The sequence below is a fragment of the Streptomyces sp. NRRL WC-3742 genome (assembly GCF_000720635.1).
GTDB lineage: Bacteria > Actinomycetota > Actinomycetes > Streptomycetales > Streptomycetaceae > Kitasatospora.
On record NZ_JOCF01000024.1, the window covers coordinates 99,725 to 120,932 of the forward strand.

At 72.4% G+C, this 21,208-nt stretch carries 20 protein-coding genes; 6 read left to right on the forward strand and 14 right to left on the reverse strand.

The window, feature by feature from the left end; all coding sequences use genetic code 11:
* Nucleotides 1–57: 57 nt before the first annotated feature.
* Nucleotides 58–1,206 (forward strand): hypothetical protein, encoded by a 1,149-nt coding sequence (locus IH61_RS0115655; RefSeq protein WP_031069998.1) that lies wholly within the window; start codon nucleotides 58–60, stop codon nucleotides 1,204–1,206.
* A 469-nt stretch (nucleotides 1,207–1,675) separates the two neighbouring features.
* Here the strand turns inward: IH61_RS0115655 and IH61_RS0115660 are convergent, their stop codons facing one another.
* Nucleotides 1,676–1,891, reverse strand: coding sequence for a hypothetical protein (locus tag IH61_RS0115660; protein ID WP_031070000.1), 216 nt, complete (start codon nucleotides 1,889–1,891; stop codon nucleotides 1,676–1,678).
* 138 nt (nucleotides 1,892–2,029) lie between these two features.
* On the opposite strand from IH61_RS0115660, the gene IH61_RS0115665 reads away from it, so the two are divergent.
* Complete coding sequence (locus IH61_RS0115665) at nucleotides 2,030–2,575, forward strand: AAA family ATPase (RefSeq protein ID WP_199823323.1); 546 nt, start codon at nucleotides 2,030–2,032, stop codon at nucleotides 2,573–2,575.
* On the opposite strand, the gene IH61_RS0115670 is transcribed toward IH61_RS0115665, so the two are convergent.
* Complete coding sequence (locus IH61_RS0115670) at nucleotides 2,565–2,729, reverse strand: hypothetical protein (RefSeq protein WP_158844999.1); 165 nt, start codon at nucleotides 2,727–2,729, stop codon at nucleotides 2,565–2,567. The two genes, IH61_RS0115665 and IH61_RS0115670, sit on opposite strands and share 11 nt — an antisense overlap.
* A gap of 143 nt (nucleotides 2,730–2,872) precedes the next feature.
* On the opposite strand from IH61_RS0115670, the gene IH61_RS0115675 reads away from it, so the two are divergent.
* Both IH61_RS0115675 and IH61_RS0115680 read left to right on the forward strand, forming a co-directional pair.
* Nucleotides 2,873–3,652, forward strand: a complete 780-nt coding sequence (locus IH61_RS0115675; RefSeq protein WP_199823324.1) for a class I SAM-dependent methyltransferase — start codon at nucleotides 2,873–2,875, stop codon at nucleotides 3,650–3,652.
* A 244-nt stretch (nucleotides 3,653–3,896) separates the two neighbouring features.
* A complete protein-coding gene (locus IH61_RS0115680; RefSeq protein WP_031070006.1) occupies nucleotides 3,897–5,030 on the forward strand; it encodes a serine hydrolase domain-containing protein in 1,134 nt (377 codons plus the stop codon).
* A 102-nt stretch (nucleotides 5,031–5,132) separates the two neighbouring features.
* Here IH61_RS0115680 and IH61_RS0115685 read toward each other — a convergent pair whose 3' ends face one another.
* Nucleotides 5,133–6,137 carry an NADP-dependent oxidoreductase gene (locus tag IH61_RS0115685; protein WP_031070008.1) on the reverse strand — a complete coding sequence of 335 codons (1,005 nt, stop codon included), beginning with the start codon at nucleotides 6,135–6,137 and terminating at the stop codon, nucleotides 5,133–5,135.
* 138 nt (nucleotides 6,138–6,275) lie between these two features.
* Here IH61_RS0115685 and IH61_RS0115690 point away from each other — a divergent pair, with 138 nt between their 5' ends.
* Nucleotides 6,276–7,175 (forward strand): LysR family transcriptional regulator, encoded by a 900-nt coding sequence (locus IH61_RS0115690; protein WP_031070010.1) that lies wholly within the window; start codon nucleotides 6,276–6,278, stop codon nucleotides 7,173–7,175.
* 183 nt (nucleotides 7,176–7,358) lie between these two features.
* Here the strand turns inward: IH61_RS0115690 and IH61_RS0115695 are convergent, their stop codons facing one another.
* The 11 genes from IH61_RS0115695 to IH61_RS0115745 all read right to left on the reverse strand — a co-directional run bounded on the left by IH61_RS0115695 (nucleotide 7,359) and on the right by IH61_RS0115745 (nucleotide 18,810).
* Nucleotides 7,359–8,144: an ABC transporter permease gene (locus IH61_RS0115695; protein ID WP_031070011.1), complete on the reverse strand. Its 786-nt coding sequence runs from the start codon at nucleotides 8,142–8,144 to the stop codon at nucleotides 7,359–7,361.
* Nucleotides 8,141–9,094, reverse strand: a complete 954-nt coding sequence (locus IH61_RS0115700) for an ATP-binding cassette domain-containing protein (protein WP_031070014.1) — start codon at nucleotides 9,092–9,094, stop codon at nucleotides 8,141–8,143. Before IH61_RS0115700 ends, IH61_RS0115695 begins: the two co-directional genes overlap by 4 nt.
* Entirely contained in the window at nucleotides 9,094–9,933 is an 840-nt protein-coding gene (locus tag IH61_RS0115705) for a DUF4097 family beta strand repeat-containing protein (RefSeq protein ID WP_031070016.1), read from the reverse strand. Before IH61_RS0115705 ends, IH61_RS0115700 begins: the two co-directional genes overlap by 1 nt.
* A 134-nt stretch (nucleotides 9,934–10,067) precedes the next feature.
* Nucleotides 10,068–10,649: a toxin-antitoxin system HicB family antitoxin gene (locus IH61_RS0115710; RefSeq protein WP_031070018.1), complete on the reverse strand. Its 582-nt coding sequence runs from the start codon at nucleotides 10,647–10,649 to the stop codon at nucleotides 10,068–10,070.
* 273 nt (nucleotides 10,650–10,922) lie between these two features.
* Nucleotides 10,923–11,993 carry an adenosine deaminase gene (locus IH61_RS0115715; RefSeq protein WP_420713932.1) on the reverse strand — a complete coding sequence of 357 codons (1,071 nt, stop codon included), beginning with the start codon at nucleotides 11,991–11,993 and terminating at the stop codon, nucleotides 10,923–10,925.
* A 96-nt stretch (nucleotides 11,994–12,089) separates the two neighbouring features.
* Complete coding sequence (locus IH61_RS0115720; RefSeq protein WP_234327193.1) at nucleotides 12,090–13,385, reverse strand: DUF445 domain-containing protein; 1,296 nt, start codon at nucleotides 13,383–13,385, stop codon at nucleotides 12,090–12,092.
* A gap of 139 nt (nucleotides 13,386–13,524) precedes the next feature.
* On the reverse strand, nucleotides 13,525–14,826 hold the full coding sequence (locus tag IH61_RS0115725; RefSeq protein WP_031070022.1) for a nucleotide sugar dehydrogenase: 1,302 nt from the start codon (nucleotides 14,824–14,826) through the stop codon (nucleotides 13,525–13,527).
* Nucleotides 14,823–16,046: a glycosyltransferase family 2 protein gene (locus IH61_RS0115730; protein WP_051837142.1), complete on the reverse strand. Its 1,224-nt coding sequence runs from the start codon at nucleotides 16,044–16,046 to the stop codon at nucleotides 14,823–14,825. The genes IH61_RS0115725 and IH61_RS0115730 overlap by 4 nt, the downstream gene beginning before the upstream one ends.
* A gap of 139 nt (nucleotides 16,047–16,185) precedes the next feature.
* Nucleotides 16,186–17,145, reverse strand: coding sequence for an ABC transporter ATP-binding protein (locus tag IH61_RS0115735; RefSeq protein ID WP_037972798.1), 960 nt, complete (start codon nucleotides 17,143–17,145; stop codon nucleotides 16,186–16,188).
* A 29-nt stretch (nucleotides 17,146–17,174) separates the two neighbouring features.
* Nucleotides 17,175–18,020 carry an ABC transporter permease gene (locus IH61_RS0115740; protein ID WP_234327194.1) on the reverse strand — a complete coding sequence of 282 codons (846 nt, stop codon included), beginning with the start codon at nucleotides 18,018–18,020 and terminating at the stop codon, nucleotides 17,175–17,177.
* The gene (locus IH61_RS0115745; RefSeq protein WP_031070033.1) at nucleotides 18,013–18,810 is read right to left on the reverse strand and encodes an ABC transporter permease; all 798 of its coding nucleotides are present in this window, start codon (nucleotides 18,808–18,810) and stop codon (nucleotides 18,013–18,015) included. Before IH61_RS0115745 ends, IH61_RS0115740 begins: the two co-directional genes overlap by 8 nt.
* Before the next feature lie 304 nt (nucleotides 18,811–19,114).
* On the opposite strand from IH61_RS0115745, the gene IH61_RS0115750 reads away from it, so the two are divergent.
* A partial coding sequence (locus IH61_RS0115750; RefSeq protein WP_051837144.1) for a transglycosylase domain-containing protein occupies nucleotides 19,115–21,208 on the forward strand: 2,094 nt, incomplete at its 3' end.

A 21,208-nucleotide genomic window follows, 5' to 3' on the forward strand; every position in this document is an offset into this window, starting at 1 on the left:
CTCGAAGAACCTAGGGTGAATCGTCGTCAATTCCTTTTGAACTAGGGGTGGATGAGGATGATCAGGCGTCGTTCGCTGTTGGCTGCCGCAGGGCTCGGAGGCGTGGCGCTCGCACTGCCGGGCACCGTCGCCCAGGCCGCGCCCTCCGGGGCCCCGATCCACCTCCCCGCGCCGACCGTCGGACGGCCGGTCGGCACGGTGTCGCTCCACCTCGTCGACCCGAGCCGACAGGACCCCTTCGCCCCGACGCCCGGGCCCCGCGAGCTGATGGTCCAGCTCTGGTACCCGGCACGCGGGGCCGCCGGACGGCCCCGCGCCCCGTACACCACCGCGAAGGTGGCGGCCCTGATGGACCAGCGCGCCCACCTCGACCCCGGCACGCTCACCCGCGTATGCCCCACCGCCCGGCTCGCCGCCCCGGCCGCGCCCGGGGCCCTGCCACTCCTCCTGCTCGGCCACGGCCGCCAGGGCACCCGCACCGACTGCACCGCCCTGGCGGAGGAACTCGCCGCGCACGGGTACCTGGTCGCCTCGATCGACCACACCTACGACGCGGCAGCCGTCGAGTTCCCGGACGGCCGGGTGGTGCGGACAGCCCTCGAGGAGAACCCGGCCGACTGGGACGCCGCCGAGCACAAGGAGATCGCGGCAAGGGTCGCCGACCTGCGCTTCGTGGCCGGCGAGTTGACCAGCCGCCGCAGGGCGCTACTGCCGTGTGCCGATCCGGACCGGATCGGCGTGCTCGGCCACTCCATGGGCGGCGCGGCCGCCGCCGAGGCCGTCCGCCAGGACGAGCGCTTCGCGGCCGGACTCAACCTGGACGGCGGCCTCTTCGGCTCACCGGTCCCGCAGGTCGGCCTGGACCGCCCCTTCCTGATGCTCACCTCGTTCGCCGACCACGAGACCTGGCAGCGCTGGCGCGAACACCAGCACGCCTGGGGGCGGCAACTGCGTCAGCTCGACTCCGGCCACCTGAGCTTCACCGACTGGCCGCACGTGGCAGGGCCGGGGCACTTCGCGCAGAACACCTCGGCGGAGACGTACCGGCAGCTCTTCGGCACCATCGCCGCCGAGCGCACCACCGAGATCTCCCGCGCATACGTCCGCGCCCACTTCGACCGCTTCCTCCGAAACCGCCCGGCACCGCTCCTGGACGCCCCGTCGCCGCGCTTCCCTGAGGTCACCTTCGTGTGGTCCCACGACTGATCGGATCTCCCCAGCCGCACGCCAGAATCCCAGCAAGGGTCGCCGACCGCGTGAGCATGTCGATCGTCAGGAAACCGGCTCTGACGGTCGTCACCCGCCTGTGCAGCACCGCGCCGACATACGTTCGAGCCCAGTCCCGGCAGGGCATCGGCCAAGGACCGCGCCAACGCCCTCGCGAGGTAGCCTCACCCCGGCCACAACCAGGAGGACGGATGCGGGAGCCGGTGGGATTCGAACCCACGGGCAGGCTCGGAGCAGGACCGCTCCTCCCCACCAGTCGATACCCGGGGTTCCTCCGGTGTACCGATTGCAATTTGGCCACTCTGCCACGGGCCGCATCCTGCGGGACTGCGCGATCCCGCTCCCGTGATCCTACGGACCGCCGCACCGGCCGTGCGACCGGTTTCCACGCGCGGGACACGGCTTGCCCGGTCGCCCACCCACCGGTCCTGACGGTGCGACGGTTAGCTCAGCGGCAGATCCAGTAGCTGTCGCGGGCCGGGTAGCGGCGGCGCTCGCCGGTGGGGCGGGTCACCACAACGTCGTATCTCTCGATCGAGAGCCGGTCGCCTGCGGCGACGAACAGCGGCTCGTCGAGCTTGACCTGGAAGTCGGAGTGAAGCAGGAACTCGCTGAGGAGCAGCATCCGGGGCGCCGGGGTGACGCCGTCGAAGTTCACGCGCATACGCCGAGCATCCCGGAGGGGGCGGCGGCGGCGCGACCGATTTTGCTGCGGTCGAGCCACCTGCGGCCACGCCCAGGCCCTGGTGCTCCTTGCGATGCTTCGCGGCGGGGCTTGGGGCTGGCGGTCTAGCGTGGGGGTGTGACGGGACAACAGAGCACTGTGGTGTTGATGTGCGGGCTTCCTGGTTCGGGGAAGACGACGTATGCGCTGGGGCTGGTGGGGCGTGGGTACGTTCGGTTGTCGATCGATGAGGTGGTGTGGGAGCGGATCGGGCGGCGGGATGCCGGGCGGGTGTTGGCGCCCGAGGTGTTCGATCGGCTGAAGGAGGAGGTTCGGCGGGAGCAGCGGGGGGAGTTGGTCGAGCTGATGGTGGCCGGGCGGGATGTGGTGGTGGACTACAGCTTCTGGAGCCGGGCCGCCCGTGAGGACTACAAGGCGCTGGTCGAGGGCCACGGTTGCCGGTGGGAGCTGATCCATCTCAAGGTCGACCGGGAGACGTTGGAGCGTCGGCTCCGGGTGCGGAACGGGCGGGAGGGTGCCAATGCCGTCACCGTGGACGGGCCGCTGTTCGAGCGCTATGCGGCCAACTTCGAGGAGCCGAGGGGTGAGGGCGAGCGGGTCATCGTGCACAGGAAGTCGGACGGGCCGACTTCCTGTGCACCGCAGGACACGCCTATGCCTTGAGGGCGAAGCCCGTCACGATCACCGCCGCGCAGACCAGGGCGCCGACGCGCTGGCCGTTCGTCCACTGCTTCCAGGCGAACATCTTGCCCCGGCTGACGGCCGCGAGGCCGATCCAGCCCAGTGCGAGAACGATCCACCCGAGAACTTTCATCATCGCGTACCCCCTGCGGTCGCCGGACGGCGGCCGGCCTCGGTTGTGACGGTTCCAGCGGTCACTGGGGCCCATCCTGCCCGCCTTCGGGCGCCGGCGGCAACGAGCGGCTTTTACGGACGACTTGGGGCCCGTGACGTGCCAGGATGCTGGGCATGACGGAGCGTGCGCGGAGTTTCGGGGCGATGGCAGAGGCGTACGAACGGTTCCGGCCGGGGTATCCGGACGAACTGTTCGCGTTGGTGGCGGGGTACGCGGGGCGGCCGTTGCGGACGGCTTTGGAGATCGGCGCCGGGACGGGCAAGGCGACGCGGTTGTTCGCCGCGCACGGGGTCGCGGTCACGGCTACCGATCCCGATGCGGCGATGCTCGCGGAGTTGCGGAGGAACGTGCCGGCGGGCGTGCGGGTGGAGCAGGGCGCGTTCGAGGAACTGGGGCTCGGCGAGCGGGAGTTCGGGCTCGTGTACGCGGCGGCTTCGCTGCACTGGACGGAGGCGGCCGGGCGGTGGGAGCGGGTCGCCGCGATGCTGGAGCCGGGCGGGGTGTTCGCCTGTTTCGGGGGGCCTATCGTGCTGGCCGATCCGGAGGTGGCGGAGGCGGTGCGGGTGGCGCGGGCGCCGTTCCTGGCGAGTGATGACGTGCCGTCCCCGGACGGGACTCCGGCGGAGCAGGCGATGCAGTGGCCGGGGACGGAGCTGGAGCGGTCGGCGTGGTTCGAGGACGTCCAACAGCACGTGATCGAGCGGCGGTTGGAGGTCGGTGCCGAGGAGTACGTCGGGCATCTGTCGACGGTTTCGGCCTACCTGATGCTGCCGGTGGAGCAGCGGAGAGAAGTGTTCGCGCGGATCGCGGGGGTGCTGCCGGAGCGGGTGGAGGTGGACGGGGAGATCACCGTGCACCTCGCCCGCCGTCGCGACCTCGCTTGAACTCGCGCAGGACCGCGAGGAGGTCGATGACGGTGCCGGCAGGGACGTTGCCGACGTTGCCGACGTTGCCGACGTCGCCGACGTTGCCGAGGTCGACGAGGCGCTGACCGGCGACCTCTGAAGCAACACCTCGCCCCGCCGGGTCTCGACCCGGCGGGGTGAGGACTCTGCTCCCAGAGCCGCCTCCTGCGTTCGTTCAGCAGGGGGACGTCCGGCGACACCCTCCGATGACACCGTTTTCCGTATGACGAACCGTCGAATCGCCGCCGCAATCCTCGCCGCCGCCGCGCTCACCGCGCTCGCGGCCCCCAGCGCCCAAGCCTCCCCCCGAGGCTTGCAGCCCGAGTTGAACGCCCTCCTCGACCAGGGCGCCGGCACTGCCGCGCTCGCCGAGGTCCGCGACCACGGACGTGTCGTCTGGCGGGGCGCCGCCGGCTCGGCCGACCTCGCCACCAACCGGCCGGCCCGTGCGGACGGGCGGTTCCGGATCGCCAGTGTCACCAAGTCCTTCGTCGCGACCGTCGCCCTCCAGCTCGCCGCCGAGGGCCACTTCAACCTCGACGACCCGATCGAACGCCACCTCCCCGGCACCGTCCCGAACGGCGGCGCCATCAGCGTCCGCCAACTCCTCAACCACACCAGCGGACTGCCCGACTACCTCGGCAACCCGAACGTCCTCTTCCACGACGAGGCCGGTGCCCGGACGTACGTCGCCCAGCGCCGCTGGGTCGCGTACACGCCCCAGAAGCTCCTGGACGTCGCCGCCGCCATGCCCCCGTACTTCGCGCCCGGCCAGGGCTGGCACTACTCCAACACGAACTACGTCATCCTCGGCATGCTCATCGAGCACGCCACCGGCCAGAGCTGGCAGGAGGAGGTCCGGGACCGGATCGTCCAGCCCCTCGACCTGCGCCACACCACCATCCCCACCACCTCCACCGACATCCCCGGCCCGCACGCGCACGGCTACCTCAAGTTCCCCGAGGGCCCGGCGGACGTCACCCGCCTCTCCCCCACCATCGGTGACGCGGCCGGTGCCATCATCTCCACCACCGCCGACCTCGACCGCTTCCACCAGGCGCTGTTCGGAGGCGAGTTGCTCGGGCCGCAGCAACTCGCCGAGATGACCACCACCGTCCCCTCCCCCGGTCTCGGCGGCGAGTACGGGCTCGGCACGATCCGCTACACCTTCTCCTGCGGCGACTTCTGGGGCCACCTCGGCGGAATCCCCGGCTACACGACCGCGATGCTCGGCTCGCGGGACGGCACCCGCCAGTTCTCCCTCTCCCTCAACGAGTACGACAAGAGCGACCGCGAGAAGTCCGAACGCCTCTACCAGGCCCTCGCCGAGAAGGCCCTCTGCGGCACCTCCGGCTGATCCCGCCACCCCGGCCCGGACGGCGGCCGGCGGCCACCCCCTCCCGGGCCGCCGTCCGCCGCCCTGGGACGGCGCCGTGAACTCCCAGGCGATCGCCCGGGCTCACTCCCCCAGGCGGACGATCATCTTGCCGGTGTTGGCGCCCCGCAGCATGCCGAGGAACGCGTCCACCACGTTGCCGAAGCCGTCCACAACGGTCTCGTCGGCCACCACCGCGCCGGAGCGCAGGTGCGGGACCAGGAAGTCGTAGAGCTCGGGGCGGGCGTCGAGGTGCTCGCGCACCAGGAAGCCTTCCAGGCGCAGGCTCTTGCCCACCACGTCGTAGAGGTTGCGGGGCGCGGCCGGCGGGTTCCGGAGGTTGTCGTACTGGGCGACGGCGCCGCACCAGGCGATGCGCCCGTGGTCGCGCAGGACGTCGATCGCGGCCTCCAGGTGGTCGCCGCCGACGTTGTCGAGGTACACGTGCAGGCCCTCCGGGGCGGCCTCGCGCAGGCGGGCGGCGATCGGGCCGTCGTGGTAGTCGAAGCCGGCATCGAAGCCGAGGTGTTCGACGAGCCGCGCGGCCTTCTCCGGCGAACCCGTGCTGCCCACGATGCGGCCCGCGCCGAGCAGCCGGGCGAGCTGCCCCGCCGCCGTGCCGACGCCCCCGGCCGCCGCCGAGATGAAGATCGTCTCACCGGCCTGGAGGCGGGCGATCCTGGTCAGCCCGACCCAGGCGGACAGGCCCGTGCCGCCCAGGACGGACAGGTGGTTGCTGAGCCGGACGCCGTCGAAGTCGGGCAGCAGGAAGGCGCGCTCGGCGGTGACCACCGAGTGGGTGCGCCACGCCTGGCGGTGGAAGACCAGGGCGCCGACCGGCAGGGCGTCGGCGCGGGACTCGACCACCCGGCCGAGGGTGCGGCCCTCCATCGGGGAGTGGAGGGCCCAGCCGCCCTCGTCCATCTCCTCGCGCATGTACGGGTCGACGGACTGGTAGAGGTTCTCGACCAGTGCCTCGCCCGCCTCGAGTGCGGGGATCGTCTCCTCGACGAAGGCGAAGTTCTCGGCGGTCGCCGCGCCGACGGGGCGGGAGACGAGGTGGACGGCGTGGGCGGTGGGGCGGGACATCGGGTGCTCCGAACTGACGGCGGCGACTGCTGACCGTGCTCACGGTAGGAAGCCGGACCCCGCCCCGGGCAGGGGTCCGCGTCGATGGAAGAGCCGCTTCCATGAGCAGGATCGATGGATACCGGTAGGCTCCCCCGCATGACCGATCTCGCCCCGCACGAGCTGCGCATCCTGGTCGCGGTCGAGGAGGAGGGCGCCTTCACCGCCGCCGCCACCCGCCTGGGCACCACCCAGTCCGCCGTCTCGCACGCCGTACGCGGCTGCGAGCGCAAGCTCGGCGCGGTGCTGTTCGAACGCGGACGCCACGGCGCGCGGCCCACCGAGGCGGGCGCGCGGGCGGTGGCCTACGCCCGGCGCCTGCTGCGGCTGATGGCCGCGATGCGGGCGGAGGTCCGGAGCACGAACACGGACGAACCGCTGACCGGAACCCTGCGGATCGTCGCCTTCCGCAGCGCCGCCGCGCACCTGCTGCCGCCCGTCCTCTCCCGGCTCGCCGAGCGGCACCCGGGGCTCAGCGCGCGGGTGCGGATCGTACGGGAGGTGGGGCGCGGCGCCGCCGGGGAGGTCGCGGACGGGCGGGCCGACCTCGCGCTCGCCACCCTGAACGCCGACGGCCCGCCGCCGGTGCCGGGCGTGGTGGCGGCCCGCCTGTACGAGGAGACGTACGCGCTGGCGCACCCGCGCGGGCACGCGGAGCCGCGCCGGCTGCCGCTGGTCGACTGGGAGGAGAACTGCGGCTCCTACACCAGGAGTTGGTGGCGGCGGCAGGACTGGATCCCGCCCGCGACCGTGGACGTGGAGGACGACGCGGTGGCCGTCTCGATGGTCGCCCAGGGGCTCGGGATGGCCATCATGCCCGCCACCGCACTGCTCGGCGCCCCGACCGGGCTCGCCGTCACGCCCCTGGAGCCCGACCCGCCCAGCCGCCTGGTCGGCTACGTCACCACCCCCGAACTGGCCCCGACCCCACCCGTCCGCGCCCTGATCCGCGAACTGCGCGACCTCCCCCTCCCCGAGGGCCTCACCCCCGCCCGATAACCCGATGGCAGCCGCCGGTCTGCGGGCCTCGGCCATCCTGTCCGGACGGCCGAGGGCCCGCGCCGGGACGGCTGGCGGCTGGCGGCTGGCGGCTGGCGGCTGGCGGCTGAACGACGCGCCGGGGCCCGGCCGGCGGATGGGTTCCGCCGCCCGGGCCCGGGGGGTCTACCGGCTGTACCCCCGTCACCGCCGGTAGAAGACGCTCCTCGACCAGAAGTAGCCGAGCAGGGTGAGGCCCGTGCACCAGCCGAGGGCGCTCCAGGCGGAGACCGCGCCGATCTCCGTGCCCATCAGCAGGCCCCGCAGGGTCTCGATGACGGGGGTGAAGGGCTGGTACTCGGCGAACCAGCGCAGGGCGGTGGGCATGGTGTCGGTGGGGACGATGGCGCTGCCGATGAAGGGCAGGAACTGCAGAGGCATCGGCAGGTTGCTGGCGCTCTCGACGGTCTTGGCGACCAAGCCGATTCCGGCGGAGATCCAGGTCAGGGCGATGGTGACGAAGAGCAGCAGGCCGATGGCGGCCAGCCATTCGACGACTCCGGCGTGCGGGCGGAAGCCCATCGCCAGGGCCGCGCCGACCACCAGGAGCAGTCCGATCATCGTCTGGATGACGCTGCCGACGACGTGACCGGCCAGGAAGGCGGAGCGTGAGATCGCCATCGTGCGGAAGCGGTTGACGATGCCCTCGGTCATGTCGGTGCAGATGCCGATGGCGGTGACGATCGAGCCCGAGGTGGCCGCCATCAGCACGATGCCGGGCGCCACGTAGTCGATGTACTTCCCGCCGCCGATGCCCGCGCCCAGGGCGTTGCCGTAGGCGTAGTTGAACATCAGCAGCATCATCACCGGCATCACCACGACGGCGAAGGTCAGCGACGGGTAGCGCAGCGCGTGCTTGAGGTTGCGCCGCAGCATGGTCATCGAGTCGCGCAGCGCGTACGTGGTGGTAGGAACGGCGGCCGTGCTCATCGCACACCCTCCCCGGTCAGAGTGAGGAACACGTCGTCCAGGTCGGCCGTCTCGACGACCAGCGACTCGGCGTGGACGGACGCGTTGTCGAGCGTGTCCAGCACCGCCTTGACGGTGAGGACGGAGTTGTCCCCCGGGATGTCCAGCCGCAGGGCCTCGACGTTGGCCTTGGCGTACTCGAACAGGTCGGCGGCGAGGCGCAGTTGGGCCTCGTCCGCGAACTGGAGCTTGATGTGCCCGCCGGGCACGATCCGCTTGAGCTCCTCGGCGGTGCCCTCGGCGACGATCCGGCCGCCGTCCAGGACGGCGATGCGGTCGGCGAGTTCGTCCGCCTCGTCCAGGTACTGGGTGGTGAGGAAGATCGTCACCCCGTGGTCGGCGACCAGGGCCCGGATCATCTCCCACATGGTGCGCCGGCTGCGCGGGTCCAGCCCGGTGGTCGGCTCGTCGAGGAAGATCACCCTCGGGTCGCCGACCAGCGTCATCGCGAGGTCGAGCTTGCGCCGCATGCCGCCGGAGAAGTCGGCGACGGCCTTGCCGCGTGCGACGTCGGTGAGTTCGAAGCGCCGCAGCAGGTCCTCGGCCCTCCTCCGCCCCTCCCGACGGCGGAGGTGGTTGAGGTCGGCCATCAGCAGCAGGTTCTCCTCGGCGGTGAGCAGGTTGTCGACCGCCGAGAACTGGCCGGTGACACCGATCGCCCTGCGCACGCCGTCCGCCTCGCGGACCACGTCGCACCTGGCGACGCGCGCCGTCCCGCCGTCGGCGGGGATGAGGGTGGAGAGGATCTGCACGGTGGTGGTCTTGCCGGCGCCGTTGGGCCCGAGGAGGGCGAAGACGCTGCCGGCCGGGATGGTCAGGTCGATGCCGTTGAGCACCGGTTTGCCGTCGTAGGACTTGGTGAGGCCGCGGACCTCGACGGCCGTCGCGGCGGCGAGGGCGGTGGTGGTCATCAGGCCCTCCGGACGGTGACGTTGCCGACCTGGGTGCGCCCGCGGACCTCGACGGTCTCCCGGGCGCCGCCCGGGCCCTCGGCGGGGCCGAGCTCGTTGCGGACGCCGCCGAACTTGCTGTGCACGTCCAGCCAGGCGGCGGTGCCCTCGGCGATGCCGACCTCCAGGTCCCCCACGCTGGTCTGCAGGGTGACCTGGCCGCGGACGACCCGGCCGATCCGGATGTGGCCGTTGGCCGACTTGGCGTCCACGTCCGCCCCGGCGTGGGCGACGTGGATGCGGCCGTTGGAGGAGTTGGCCTCCAGTTCGCCGCGCACCTCGTCGATCTCGGTGTCGCCGTTGGTGTTCTTGACCGTCAGACGGCCGCCGACGGTGCCGATCTCGATCCGGCCGGAGCCGGAGACCTCGGCGTCCCCGGTGACGACGCCGATCCGTACGTCCCCCTGGCCGGTCCTGAGCCGCACCTGCTCGGCCTGGTCGACCTGGATCCGGCCCATGGAGGTCTTGACCCGGCAGACGCCGAGCGGGCCCTCCGCGACGATGTCCGCCACAGGGGCTTCGACGTCCACCTGGGAGCCGGCGGGCAGCTCGACCAGGACCTCGATCGAGCCCTTCTTGCTGGTGAACACGGTGCGCTGCGCAGGGCCGTTCACGGTGAGGCGGCCACCGGAGAAGTCGACCTGGGTCAGCTCGGCGGCGCGGACGTCGGCCTCCCGGTCCGGGTTGGCCGGGCGGACGTCGACCGTGGCCTCGGCGCTCTTGCCGGCCTTGACCCAGAGGGCGCCGATGTTGAACTCGATGACTGCGGAGATCGGTCCGCTGGACTCGTACGAAGGCATGGCTGTGCCGTCCTCTTGGCTCTCGTGGCTGTTCCCGCTGGTCGGAGCGGGGTGACGTCGATGGGGCGGGTGGTCGGTGGAACGGATGACCGGTGGAACGGATGGCCGGTGAGACGGCCGGTGAGGCGGAAGCGTTACTGGACCCAGCCGGTGAAGCCCTGGCCGCCGATGCTGGGCGGAGTCCGGGTCGGGCCGAAGGCGGCGGCCGGGCGGGCAGCGGGCCTGCCTCCGTCCACCGCGCCGGCGACGGCCCGGACCAGCCAGGCGTTGAGGGAGAGCCCCTCCTGGTTGGCGGCCTCCTCCGCCCGGGCCTTGAGGTTCGCGGACAGCCGCAGGTTGATCCGGGCGGTGCCCGTCTCGTCCGCCTCCGGCGCCACCGATGGCACCACCGGCGGCGAGGTTGGCACCACCTCGGCCACCGACGGCGCCACGGGCGGCACCTCGCCGTGGAAGCTCCGGAAGCCCTCGGCGCCGGGCGGCGGCGTCACCACGAACTCCGGATCGACCCCGCGCAGGCGCACGTCCACCGAGCCGGGGGCGAGGTCACGGGTGACTTCGCCCATGGCGGCGGAGAGCGCGTTGAGCAGCGTGAGCCGTGCGGCCGACTCCAGCGGGAGAGTCAGCCGGTCGGCCAGCGCGCGGGCTTCGTCCCCGCCTGCGGCGGCGGCGACCGCGAGCTCGTTCCGGAGGTTTTCGACGTACGGCGTGAGGTCCATGTCCAGAAGCATGACACGACCGTGGCGCCATGTCCAGCATTTATGGCACCACTTTGGCACCATCGTTGCGCCACCCGCGCACCATCCTCGTGCCATCCCGGTGCCACCCCTGCGCCGGTGGTGGCACCGGAACGCGGAACCGCCCCGTCGGCCGGAGCCAGCGGGGCGGTTCAGGGGTGCCTCAGAGATGAGTCAGAGATGCCTCAGAGATGTCTCAGGGCCGGTCAGGGGCGGGTCAGGGCGCCTCGGGCGCGTTCGACCTGCGAGGACGCGTCAGCGCTGCCAGCCCGCCAGGTGCGCGTCGATCTCCGCGACCAGCTTCGCCTTGCCCGGCGCGTCCAGGAACGACGCCTCTACGGCGTTGCGCGCCAGCGCCGACACCCCGGCCTCGTCCAGGCCCAGCAGCCGCGCCGCGACGGCGTACTCGGTGTTGAGGTCGGTGCCGAACATCGGCGGGTCGTCGCTGTTGACGGTGACCAGCAACCCGGCCTCCACCATCTGCTTGATCGGGTGGTCCTCCATCCGCTCCACCACCCGGGTGGCGATGTTGGAGGTCGGGCAGACCTCCAGCGGAATCCGGTGCTCGCCCAGGTAGTCGACCAGCGCCGGGTCCTTCACCGACTGGGTGCCGTGCCCGATGCGCTCGGCCCCGAGCTCCCGGATCGCGTCCCAGACGGTCTGCGGCCCGGTGGCCTCCCCGGCGTGCGGGACGGAGTGCAGGCCGACCGCGCGCGCCCGGTCGAAGTACGGCTTGAACTGCGGCCGCGGCACGCCGACCTCCGGCCCGCCGAGGCCGAAGCTGACCAGGCCCTCGGGGGCCAGGTCGGTGGCGAGGCGGGCGGTGACCTCCGCCGACTCCAGCCCGGCCTCGCCCGGGATGTCGAAGCACCAGCGCAGCACCACGCCGAGGTCCTTCTCGGCGCGCAGCCGGGCGTCCTCGATGGCCTCCATGAAGGCGACCTCGGGGATGCCGCGCTTGACCGAGGAGTACGGGGTGATGGTCAGCTCGGCGTAGCGGATGTTCTGGCGGGCCATGTCCTCGGCGACGCCGTAGGTGAGCGAGCGGACGTCCTCCGCGTCGCGGACGAGGTCGACGACGCTCAAGTACACGTCGATGAAGTGCCGGAAGTCGGTGAAGCTGAAGTACGCGGCGAGCGCCGCCGGGTCCGTCGGCACGTCGGTGCGGCCCTGGTGGCGGGCGGCCAGTTCGGCGACGACCCGGGGGGAGGCCGAGCCGACGTGGTGGACGTGCAGTTCCGCCTTCGGCATCCCGGCGATGAACGCCTCGATGCCGGTTTCGCTCCCGGTGGGGTTTCCGATCCGACTTCCGTCCGGCTGGACCACGGTGGTTCCCTTCGTTCCTTCTTCGGCTCTTCCACAACGCTTCTACGGCGCTTCGATGCTCTTCTACGCGCGTACCGGCGTGTCGCCAGACTACGCTCAGCCGCCCAGCGCCACCGCCACGGTGTGGATCAGCAGCCCGGCCAGGGCGCCGACCACCGTGCCGTTGATCCGGATGAACTGCAGGTCACGGCCGACGTTGGCCTCGATCTTGCGGGAGGCGTCGTCCGCGTCCCAGCCCGCGACGGTCTCGGAGATCAGCGAGGTGATCTCGGCCCGGTAGGTGTCGACCAGGTACTGGGAGGCGTCCTGCAGCCAGCCGTCCACCTTGGCCTGGAGCTTGGCGTCGGTGGCCAGGCGCTCGCCGAAGCCGTGCACGCCCTCGCGGATGCGCCGGCGCAGTTCGCTGTCCTCGTCCTCGGCGGCGTTCATCACCAGCGTCCGCACGGCGGTCCAGGTGGAGGCGATCAGGTCCCGCACCTCGGGCCGGGCGAGGAGGTCGGCCTTGGCGCGCTCGACGCGGGCGATGGTCTCTGGGTCGGTCTGCAGCTCGGTGGCGAAGTCGGCGAGGAAGTTGTCGATCGCGCCGCGCGCCGGGTGTTCCCGGTCGTCGCGGATGTCGGTGACGAAGCGCAGCAGTTCCCGGTAGACCCGCTCGCCGACCTGCTGGTCGAGGAACTTCGGCGTCCAGCCGGGGGTCTTCTGGGTGACCTTCTGCACGACGTCCTGGTGGTTGGCGGTCAGCCAGTCGTGGGCGCGGACGGCGACCAGGTCGACCATCCCGTGGTGCCCGCCGTCGGCGACGACCTTGGCGAGCATCCGGCCCATCGGCTCGGCGACGGAGGTGGCGGAGGCCCGCCTGGTCACCGCCTCGGCGACGACGGCCTGCACGTCGTCGTCGCGCAGCACCGCGAGCACCCCGCGCAGCGCCGCCGAGCCCTCCTTGGTGACGCGCTCGGCGCTGCCCGGCGCGGCCAGCCACTCCCCCAGCCGCCGGCCGATGCCGAGCGCGGCGAGGCGGCCGCGCACCACCTGGCCGGAGAGGAAGTTGTCGCCGACGAAGTCGCCGAGCGAGCGCCCGAAGGCGTCCTTCTTCGTGGGGATGATCGCGGTGTGCGGGATGGGCAGGCCGAAGGGGCGGCGGAAGAGGGCCGTCACCGCGAACCAGTCGGCCAGCGCGCCGACCATGCCCGCCTCGGCGGCGGCCGCCACGTACCCGGCCCAGGCTCCGGCGCCGGCGGCCCTGGCCCAGGTGGAGAGGACGAAGACCAGGGTCGCGAAGGCCAGCAGGCCCGTCGCGATGGTCTTCATCCGGCGGACGCCGCGTCGCTTCTCCTCGTCGGCGGCGGTGAACCTGACCCCGGGGCCGGTCCGGCTGATGGCTTCGTCACTCACCCCGCCAGTCTGCCCGTTGCCCGGCGCGGACGGGGGCGCGCCTCGCGATCACGCGCTCCGTCCCGGCTGTCACGCCCCGGCCGACACACCCTGTCCGTCACGCCCCCGCCGTCACTGCCCGGCCGTCACGCCCTGTCCGTCACGCCCCTCCCAGCACGATCCGCCGCACCCCCGCCCCCTCCCACCGCGCCGGGTCCGTGCAGCGCCGCCCGTCCAGCAGCACCCGCACCCCCGGCAGGTCCCCCGGCGCCAGGTCCCGGTACTCGGGGTGGTCGGCCTGCAGCACCGCCGCCACCACCGGCTCCCCGCCGTACGGGGGCAGCCCGAGCGCCGTCAGCTCCCCGGCGGCGTACAGCGGATCGGCGACGTACGGCCGCGCCCCCGCCGCCCGCAGCGCCTCGACCAGCGGGAACACCCCGGAGTACGCCGTCTCCTTCACCCCGCCCCGGTAGGAGGCCCCGAGCACCAGCACGCCCTGCCCGTCCAGTCCCCCGGGCACGGCCCCGGCGAGCACCCCGGCCGCATACCCGGGCATCTCCAGGTTGGCCTCCCGGGCCGCGCGCACCACCGTCGCCTGCGGGTCGTTCCACAGGTAGAGCCGCGGGTAGACGGGGATACAGTGGCCGCCGACCGCCACGCCGGGGCGGTGGAGGTGGCTGTACGGCTGCGAGTTGCAGGCGTCGGCGACCTCGGCGAAGTCCACGCCGACGCGGTCCGCGTAGCGGGCGAACTGGTTGGCGAGGGCGATGTTGACGTCCCGGTAGGTGGTCTCGGCGAGTTTGGCGAACTCGGCGGCCTCCGCCGAGGCCAGCGTCCAGACCCCGTTGGGCCGGGGCAGGTCGGGCCTGGGGTCGAAGTCCAGCACGGCCCGGTAGAACTCCTCGCCCCGGCGGGTCGAGGCCGCGTCGAGGCCCCCGACCAGCTTCGGGTAGCGCCGCAGGTCGGCGAAGACCCGTCCGGTGCGGACGCGTTCGGGGCTGAACACCAGGGCGAAGTCGGTTCCGGCCACGAGTCCGGAGCCGGCCTCCAGCCGGGGTGCCCAGCGCCCGCGGGTGGTGCCGACGGGCAGGGTGGTCTCGTAGCTGACCAGGGCGCCCCGGCGCAGCCCTGCGGCCACCGCGTCCGTGGCGGCGTCGAGGAGGGAGAAGTCGGGGGTCCCGTCGGCCGCGGTGACCAGCGGGACGACGAGCACCACGGCGTCGGCTCCGGCGACGGCGGCCGTGGTGTCGGTGGTGGCCCGCAGCCGGCCCTCGGCGACGACCTCCTTCAGGGCCTCGTCCAAACCCTCCTCCCGGGGGAAGGGGGGCACTCCGAGGTTGACGCTGTGGACCACGCCGGGCGCGATGTCCGCCCCGGTCACCCGGTGGCCGCGCAACGCGAAGCGCACGGCCAGCGGCAGGCCGAGCTTGCCCAGCCCGACCACGCAGATGTCGAGGGTCATGCCTTTCCTCCGCTCATCGAGTCGGCCAGCCGCCGCCACACCGGGTGGCGCCGCAGTCCGCGGCGCAGCTGTTCGGGGACGAGGCCCCGCCACAGCTGCTGGGCGAGGTTGAGACGCAGGACGGCCGCGAGCGGCTCCTCCCGCAGCAGGAAGAGGTCGTCGCAGAGCCCCAGCCGGGCGTCGCGGAAGGCCGGGTAGGCCGCGTAGTGGCGCCGCCCCTCGACCAGGGTGGGCGGCTCGCCGTGCGCGGCCTCGTAGCGGATCTGGTCGCGCAGCGCCTCCGGCCGTCCGGCGGCGGCGAGTTCGAGGCGCAGCCGGGCGGCGACGGGCAGGCGCCCGTACACCTCGCGGGCGCCGAACCGCTCGACCAGGCGGGCGGTTTCGGCGCAGACGCGGCGCTGCAGGCCGTCGTCGAGGAGCAGGAAGCCGTCGGAGAGCAGCCGGGGGACGTCCCAGGAGAAGCTGCGGGCGCGGAGGGCGTCCAACGCCTCGCCGGGGTCGGCGAGTTCGGCGGCGACCTGCTGGAGGGCGGCGATGCCGCGCAGCCGGTCGAGGACTCCGGCGCGCTCGGTGACGTTGCCGCGGTCCTCGCGCAGGACGAGGTGGTAGCAGTCGTAGGAGGCGAGGACGGAGACCTTGCGGGCCCGCAGGCAGGCTTCGAGGGTGAACGGCTGGTCGGAGAAGACCTTGAGCGTCTCGTCGCGGCGCAGCCCGTGGCGGCGGATCAGGTCGAGGCGGAACAGTTTGGTGTCGGCCAGGGCCCAGGCGAGGGCGGAGTCGGTGAAGCGGACGGACTCGGCGTCGGCGTGGAAGATGCCCTGGGGCACCAGCCGGCCGTTCACGCCGACCTGCTTGGGCACCACGACGTCCGAGTCCCAGGCGTCGGCGGCGGCCACCAGGCGTTCGAGGGCTTCCTCGCCGAGCCAGTCGTCCGCGCCGAGGAAGAGCACGTAGCGGCCGCGGGCGAGGTCGAGGGCGCGGTTGGTGGGGGCCGCCGGCCCGCCGGAGTTGGGCTGGTGCACCACCCGGAACAGCCCGGGGTGGCGGGCCGCGTAGGCGTCCAGCAGCTCGCCGCCGCCGTCCGTGGAGCCGTCGTCGACGGCCACCACCTCCATCCGCCCCGGCGCCAGGCTCTGCCCGACCAGGGAGTCCAGGCAGGCGGTGAGGTAGGGCAGGGTGTTGTAGACCGCGACCACCACGGTCACGTCGGGTACGGTCATCGGACGGTGGGCCTCCGGTACTGGCGTGGGTGAATGACGAAAGGTCAACTCGCCACGCCTGCGGGGGGTCACGTCCGTCACCCGTATCGGTGACGGCCTCCGGCGACCGGAGGAGTCCCCCTACCGGAGGCCCGTGCCGTCAGCCGATGGCGACCTCCGCGTACATCCGTGCGATGACGTCCTCGATGGCGGGTTCGCGCACGGAGAGGTCCACCAGCGGGTAGCGGGCGGCGACGGCCGCGACGATGGGCGCCGCGCTGTCCTGTGCGGGGAAGGCCAGCCACTGGCGCGGCCCGTCCACCTTGACCACCCGGGCGCCGGAGACCTCGATCGGGGGACGGGCCTCGGCGAGGTCGACGACGAGGGTGCGTTCGCTGAGCCCGGTGGCGTGCAGTCCGTCGAGCCCGCCGTCGTAAACGACCCGGCCGTGGTCGATGACCATGACCCGGTCGCAGAGCTGCTCGATGTCGGTGAGGTCGTGGGTGGTGAGCAGCACGGTGGTGCCGCGCTCGCGGTTGACCTCGCGCAGGAACTCGCGGACCCTGCCCTTGCTGATCACGTCGAGGCCGATGGTCGGCTCGTCGAGGTAGAGCACCTGGGGGTCGTGGAGCAGGGCCGCCGCGAGGTCGCCGCGCATCCGCTGGCCGAGGGAGAGTTGGCGTACGGGGGTGTCCAGCAGGGCGGCGAGGTCGAGCAGTTCGACGCAGCGGTCGAGGTTCTCGCGATATCGCCCGTCCGGGACGCGGTAGATGCGCCTGGCGAGTTCGAAGGAGTCGCGCAGCGGCAGGTCCCACCAGAGAGTCGTCCGTTGTCCGAAGACGACGCCGATCCTTCGGGCCAGGGCGACGCGTTCGCGGGCCGGGTCGACGCCGGCGACGCGCAGCCGGCCGCTGCTGGGGACGAGGATGCCGGTGAGCATCTTGATGGTGGTGGACTTGCCGGCGCCGTTGGGCCCGATGTAGCCGACGCACTCGCCGGCCTCGACGGTGAAGCTGAGCCCGTCCACCGCGCGCACCTCGCGCTTGGTGCGGCTGAAGCGGCCGGCACGGGCGCGCACGGTGAAACTGCGGTGGACGTCCTGGAGTTCGATCAGTGCCACGATGACGTTCCTTACGGGAGGGGGGTGGTTCAGCTGCCGGCGCCGCGGTAGGCGCGCAGTCCGGCCCGCCAGGCGAGCCCGGCGGCGGTGACGCACAGGGCGGCGGCCACCGGCGAGGCGTACTGGAAGGCGGCGGGCAGGCCCAGCGGGTCGGGCCGGTCGAGGATGCGCAGGCTGGGCAGCCAGTTGACGAAGGCCAGCGGGACGCCGAAGACGACGCCGGCGACGAGTTCCTTGGCGAAGATCGTCGGCGGGTAGTGCAGCAGGGTGGCGCCGCCGTAGGTGAAGGAGTTCTGGATCTCCTTGGACTCGCCCCACCAGAACTGCACGGTGGCGCCGCCGATGAAGATCGCCCCGAAGATGGCGGTGCCGCAGACCAGCAGGACCGGCACGAGCAGCACCCGGTCCCAGGTCCAGTGCACGTCGAGGGTGGCCAGCGACCAGGCGAGCACGGCCGCGGCCTGGAAGGGGCGGCCGAGGCGGCGCAGCGAGAACCGTTCGGCGCACAGCTGGGAGAGCGCGGGCGCGGGCCGCACCAGCATGCTGTCCAGGGTGCCGTTGACGATCCGCTGGCTGAGCCCGTCGGAGGAGCCGACGAGCAGGTTGGCGACGCCGAGGGAGAAGGTGGCGGTGCCGTAGAGGAAGGCGATCTCCGGCAGGGTCCAGCCGCCGAGCTGCCTGGTGTGCTGGAACATGATCACGACCACGACGAAGTCGAGCGCGTGGACGGCGATGCCGGAGACCACACCCAGGACGTAGGAGGCCCGGTAGGCCGCCATCGAGCGCATCCACATCCGGGCGCAGAGCCACCAGGAGCGCACGGCCCAGGCCGTCCGGGCGGGCAGGCCCTCGCGGAGCGTCAGCTGCTCAGCCACCCTGCACCACCACCTTGCGGGTGGCGAGCCACTGCGCGCCCCGGCCGGCGGCCAGCAGCACGGCGGCCCAGCCGAGTTGGAAGGCGAGCGCCCCGACGAGGGTGGCGCCGGTCGCCCGTTCGAGGAAGACGTCGGTGGGCACCTTGACGAGCGAGGCCCAGGGCAGCACCTCGGCGACGGTGCCGAGCGCGCCGGGGAAGAGGACGATCGGCAGCAGCATGCCGGAGAAGACCATCGAGACCACCAGCATCACGGAGCGGATGCCGTCCGAGTCGTGCAGCCAGAAGCCGGTGATCGAGACCAGGAACCGGATGCCGAAGCTGACCAGCAGCGCGAGCAGCACGGAAAGCAGGAAGAACAGCCAGGTCAGCGGCTGTTCGGGCATCCGGACGCGGAACACCAGCGCACCGAAGAGCATGGGCACGGTGCCGCGTACGAGCAGTTGGAAGGCGGCCCGGCCGAGGTCGGTGGCCAGCCACCAGCCCTGGAAGTCGACGGGGCGGTAGAGGTCGACGGCGATGTCCCCGCTGCGGAAGCGGTCCTGGAGTTCGTCCTGGAAGCCGCCGCCCCAGACGGCGATGGTGACGAGCAGGCTCTGGCTGACCCAGATGTAGGTGACGGCCTGGCTCTGGTCGTAGCCGCCGAGATTGGGGCGGGCCTGCCAGAGGGCGACGAAGGAGGAGGCCAGGATGAGGCCGAAGACGGTGTTGGTGAAGGCGCCGGCGGCGGTGGCGGCGCGGTAGGTGGAGTAGCGGCGGAAGGCGCCGCGGGCAACGGCGGCATAGAGCATATTGTCTCCTTATCGACAATTCTGGGGGCGGACGAGTAGCGAGGACGGACAGGGGGACGGGTAGCGGGACCGTCACGGACCGCCCCCGCGTCCGCGCACGTCGGTACGGCCCCGACCGGCCGCACCCGGGGGTCACCGGGCGGGCGGGCGGAGCTGGCGAAGTCAGTGCTGTCCAAACACCTGCGCTATGAAGTTCGCATCTTTCACCGTACCTCCGGCCGCCCCCGCCCGCACCCGGTTTTCCCCAGCCCGCCCGACCGCCCCACCACCCCTGAGGCGACGTCAAATAGCACATAATCGCGGCATGAGTTTCGTCACCCGACGCCAGGCCAAGCGGGCCGCCCGCCGCGCCGCCCGCCGCGCACTCCCCCTCTGGCGTCGGCTGATCCCCACCTGGCGCGTCACCCTCGGCACCGTCGCCGCCCTGCTGCTGCTCGCGGTCGGCTCCTTCGCCGTGCTCTACGTGATCGTCCCCGTCCCCGACGCCAACGCCCACGCCACCGCCCAGAACAACATCTACCTCTACGCCGACGGCACCACCGAGATCGCCCGCACCGGAGCCGTCAACCGCACCGACGTCACCATCGACCAGATCCCCCTGCAGACCCAGCAGGCCGTCGTCTCCGCCGAGGACCGCACCTTCTACCAGAACCGCGGCATCGACCTGAAGGGCATGCTCCGCGCCGGCTGGAACACCCTCCTCGGCAAGGGCATGCAGGGCGGCTCCACCATCACCCAGCAGTACGTCAAGAACTACTACCTGACCCAGGACAAGACCGTCGAACGCAAGGGCCGCGAACTCTTCATCGCCCTCAAGGTCGACCAGCAGCGCGAGAAGAAGGACATCCTCGCCGGGTACCTCAACAGCAGCTACTTCGGGCGCGGCGCCTACGGCATCCAGAGCGCCGCCCGCGCCTACTACGGCGTCGACTCCTCCCAGCTCACCCTCGCCCAGGGCGCCTACCTCGCCTCACTCCTCCAGGCCCCCAGCCTCTACGACGTCAGGACGGCCACCCCCGCCAACCGCGAGAAGGCCCTCGCCCGCTGGAACTACACCCTCGACGGCATGGTCCAGCTCGGCTTCCTCACCACCGCCGACCGCGCCGCCACCACCTTCCCCGACCCGATCGACCCCCGGCCCGCCACGGGCCTGTCCGGCCAGGCCGGCTACCTCGTCGGCGTCGCCGACGACTACCTCGTCAGCGCCGGCATCATCGACGCCCCCACCCTCAAGGCCGGCGGCTGGCGCATCACCACCACCTTCGACAAGCCCCGGCAGGACGCCTTCGTCAAGGCCGTCCAGGACGAACTCACCGGCGAACTCGACCCCGCCGCCCGCCCCACCACCGACACCGACGTCCGCGTCGCCGGCGCCTCCGTCGACACCGCCACCGGCCGCGTCGTCGCCGTCTACGGCGGCCCCGACTACGCCAAGCAGCCCTACAACGACGCCCTGCGCCAGGACAACCAGATCGGCTCCACCTTCAAACCGATCGACCTCGCCGCGGGCCTCATCGCCCAGCACACCGTCGACGGCCGCCCCATCACCACCGAGAGCCGCTACGACGGCACCAGCGAACGCCCCGTCACCGGCGGCCCCACCCCGTACGCCCCGCCCAACGAGGACGGCGTCGACTACGGCAGCATCACCCTGCGCCACGCCATGGTGAAGTCCGTCAACTCCGTCTACGCCCAACTCGGCGTCGACGCGGGCCTCCCGCGCGTACGCGAGACCGCCCTCAAACTCGGCATCCCCGACACCGTCCGCGGCCTCGACCCGGCCAACACCTCCATGACGCTCGGCACCGCCACCCCCAGCGCCCTCGACCTCGCCGGCGTCTACGCCGCCTTCGCCGACCACGGCCAGGCCCGCACCCCCTGGTCCGTCTCCAAACTCGAACGCGTCCACCCCGGCGGCGCCGTCGACGTCCCCAAGATGCCCGAGCACAAGGCCGTGGAAGCCCTCGACCGGCAGACCGCCGACAACGTCACCGACGTCCTGCGCGACGTCATCAGCACCCGCGGCACCGGCGCCGCCGCCCTCGAACTCGGCCGCCCCGCCGCCGGCAAGACCGGCACCACCGACTCCAACCTCTCCGCCTGGTTCGCCGGATACACCCCCGAACTCGCCACCACCGTCGGCCTGTTCCGCGAAAACCCCAAGACCCACGCCAAGGAACCCCTCGCCGGGACCGCCGGACTCACCCGCGTCAACGGCGGCGCCTTCCCCACCAGGATCTGGACCGCCTACACGGCCGCCGTCCTCGACGGCACCCCCACGAAGCAGTTCGACCTCCAGACCGGCCGCGGCGACCACAGCACCCCCGACTGGCCCACCGCCACCACCACGCCCAGCGCCGCCCCCACCACCACCCCCGACCCCGCCACCAACCAGCCC

Bases quoted from the DNA above. Each gene is read 5' to 3' on its own strand.
- IH61_RS0115695 (WP_031070011.1), bottom strand. From the start codon at position 8,144: ATGAGCACGGCCGCCGTTCCTACCACCACGTACGCGCTGCGCGACTCG.
- IH61_RS0115660 (WP_031070000.1), bottom strand. From the start codon at position 1,891: ATGCGCGTGAACTTCGACGGCGTCACCCCGGCGCCCCGGATGCTGCTC.
- IH61_RS0115745 (WP_031070033.1), bottom strand. From the start codon at position 18,810: ATGCTCTATGCCGCCGTTGCCCGCGGCGCCTTCCGCCGCTACTCCACC.
- IH61_RS0115705 (WP_031070016.1), bottom strand. From the start codon at position 9,933: ATGCCTTCGTACGAGTCCAGCGGACCGATCTCCGCAGTCATCGAGTTC.
- IH61_RS0115700 (WP_031070014.1), bottom strand. From the start codon at position 9,094: ATGACCACCACCGCCCTCGCCGCCGCGACGGCCGTCGAGGTCCGCGGC.
- IH61_RS0115670 (WP_158844999.1), bottom strand. From the start codon at position 2,729: ATGATGAAAGTTCTCGGGTGGATCGTTCTCGCACTGGGCTGGATCGGC.
- IH61_RS0115690 (WP_031070010.1), top strand. From the start codon at position 6,276: ATGACCGATCTCGCCCCGCACGAGCTGCGCATCCTGGTCGCGGTCGAG.
- IH61_RS0115675 (WP_199823324.1), top strand. From the start codon at position 2,873: ATGCTGGGCATGACGGAGCGTGCGCGGAGTTTCGGGGCGATGGCAGAG.
- IH61_RS0115680 (WP_031070006.1), top strand. From the start codon at position 3,897: ATGACGAACCGTCGAATCGCCGCCGCAATCCTCGCCGCCGCCGCGCTC.
- IH61_RS0115730 (WP_051837142.1), bottom strand. From the start codon at position 16,046: ATGACCGTACCCGACGTGACCGTGGTGGTCGCGGTCTACAACACCCTG.
- IH61_RS0115685 (WP_031070008.1), bottom strand. From the start codon at position 6,137: ATGTCCCGCCCCACCGCCCACGCCGTCCACCTCGTCTCCCGCCCCGTC.
- IH61_RS0115725 (WP_031070022.1), bottom strand. From the start codon at position 14,826: ATGACCCTCGACATCTGCGTGGTCGGGCTGGGCAAGCTCGGCCTGCCG.
- IH61_RS0115710 (WP_031070018.1), bottom strand. From the start codon at position 10,649: ATGGACCTCACGCCGTACGTCGAAAACCTCCGGAACGAGCTCGCGGTC.
- IH61_RS0115655 (WP_031069998.1), top strand. From the start codon at position 58: ATGATCAGGCGTCGTTCGCTGTTGGCTGCCGCAGGGCTCGGAGGCGTG.